Genomic DNA, 1382 nt, shown 5'->3' on the forward strand with positions numbered 1-1382 from the left:
CCAAAAGGATACCTGAGATGAAACCGCATACATTGTCGTCTTTTGACCGTGATCTTGACGCGATCCGCCTGAATGTTCTGACGATGGGCGGTCAGGTTGAGGATGCAATTCTGAATGCGTCGCGGGCGCTGGAGACGCGCGATGAGGATCTTGCGGCGCAGGTTGTGCAGGGCGACAAGCTGATTGACGCCTCTGAGGAGGAGATTAACGCGCAGGTTGTGCGGCTTCTTGCGCTGCGCCAGCCGCAGGCGGATGATTTGCGCGCGGCGGTGGCGGTCATGAAGATGGCGGGCGAGCTGGAGCGTCTGGGCGATTACGCCAAGAACATGGCCAAGCGCGTGCCGGTGCTGATTTCGGCGCCGGTGATTGATGGGGCGGCGGGCGCGTTGCGGCGCCAGTCGCGGCTGGTGGGCCAGATGCTCAAGGACATGCTGGACGCGTTTTCGCGGCTGGATGTGGGCCTTGCGCGCGATGTGATTGCGCGCGATGTGGAAGTGGACGACATGACCAATGCGCTGTTTCGGGAATTCATCACGCATATGATGGAAGACCCGCGCAACATTACGCCCTGCCTGCATTATGTGTTTATTGCCAAGAACATAGAACGCATGGGCGATCTGGTGACGCATGGCGCGGAACATGTGATTTTCGTGGCCGACGGCCGGCCTGCGGGCGCGCGCGAGAAGGGCCATTCGACCGCGTTGATTGATGCGCCCAAAGGGTGATGTGATGGTGGATGCCGACACGCCGCTGGTGCTGATTGTGGATGACGAACCCGCGCAGCTTGCGTTGCTAAGCTATAACCTGAAGGCGGCGGGGTTTCGCATTGCGACCGCCAAGGATGGCGAGGAAGCGGTGCTTGCGGTGGCCGAACAAGGCCCCGATGTGGTGTTGCTGGACTGGATGCTGCCGCGCCTGTCGGGGCTGGAAGCGTGCCGCCAGATCAAGGCCAGCGCGGCGGGGCGGGCGGCGGCGGTGATCATGGTATCGGCCCGGTCGGAAGAAAGCGACCGCGTGCGCGGGCTGGACACGGGTGCGGATGACTACATTGTCAAACCCTATTCGGTGGCGGAACTGGTGGCGCGTGTGCGCGCCAACCTGCGGCGGCTGCGCCCTGCGGCTGCCGGTCAGGTGCTGGAATATGGTGATATCCGACTGGACCCTGACAGCCACCGGGTGACGCGGGCAGGGGCGGCGGTGCATCTGGGGCCAACGGAATTCCGGCTTCTGGGCGCGCTGATGGAACGCCCCGGCAAGGTCTGGACGCGCGAGGCGCTTCTGGACCGCGTCTGGGGGCGCGACATCTATATCGACACGCGCACTGTGGATGTGCATGTCGGCCGCCTGCGCAAGACGCTGTGCACCACCACCAACGGCCCCGA

At 63.6% G+C, this 1382-nt stretch carries 2 protein-coding genes; both read left to right on the forward strand.

Annotation, left to right across the window (positions count from 1 at the left end; translation table 11 throughout):
- Window positions 1-17 precede the first annotated feature (17 nt).
- Window positions 18-725 carry a phosphate signaling complex protein PhoU gene (gene phoU / locus ACTZWY_RS19735; protein WP_444792409.1) on the forward strand — a complete coding sequence of 236 codons (708 nt, stop codon included), beginning with the start codon at window positions 18-20 and terminating at the stop codon, window positions 723-725.
- A gap of 4 nt (window positions 726-729) precedes the next feature.
- A partial coding sequence (locus ACTZWY_RS19740; RefSeq protein ID WP_444792410.1) for a response regulator occupies window positions 730-1382 on the forward strand: 653 nt, incomplete at its 3' end.

Origin of the sequence: Roseinatronobacter sp. NSM (genome assembly GCF_052379845.1) — a bacterium.
In the GTDB taxonomy this organism is placed as follows: domain Bacteria; phylum Pseudomonadota; class Alphaproteobacteria; order Rhodobacterales; family Rhodobacteraceae; genus Roseinatronobacter.

Coding starts and splice junctions, on each gene's coding strand:
- phoU (WP_444792409.1), top strand. CDS start 18: ATGAAACCGCATACATTGTCGTCTTTTGACCGTGATCTTGACGCGATC.